The sequence below is a fragment of the Dellaglioa sp. CoH-55-MRSF-8 genome (assembly GCF_056782195.1).
The window spans coordinates 1-318 of sequence record NZ_JBXAYH010000150.1 but is presented as its reverse complement, the minus strand read 5'-3'; the positions used below and the strand labels follow the sequence as shown (position 1 = coordinate 318).

Here is a 318-nt window from a genome sequence, read left to right as displayed (position 1 = left end):
ACCCACCGCGCACCCCGGAACGCAAACAGGTGCGTACGATACTGCGCGAGTGTGATCGGCGTTTCATAGACGCGGCCATCCGGGTACACGGCATAGAACGAGCCGATTACGTCGCTCGGTGCCTCAGCACGCGCAAACGACACGGATTGATAGCCCTTGCACCGGACGGGGGCGCTTGCGTTCGTGTTCGTCATTTTCTGTTCCTCAGCGTCAGCGGTTAATGGCTCAGTGAGCCGATGACCCCGATTATGAATAGGAATCGGGTGCCGGGCCAATTGGAAATAACTATGGGGCCGATAGCCGGAATCAATTGGACAA

1 protein-coding gene is annotated in these 318 nt (G+C 57.5%); it reads right to left on the bottom strand.

The window, feature by feature from the left end; translation table 11 throughout:
• The coding region (locus tag AC1RPW_RS08315; protein WP_481769493.1) for a hypothetical protein at positions 1–194 on the bottom strand (194 nt) is incomplete at its 3' end.
• Positions 195–318 lie beyond the last annotated feature (124 nt).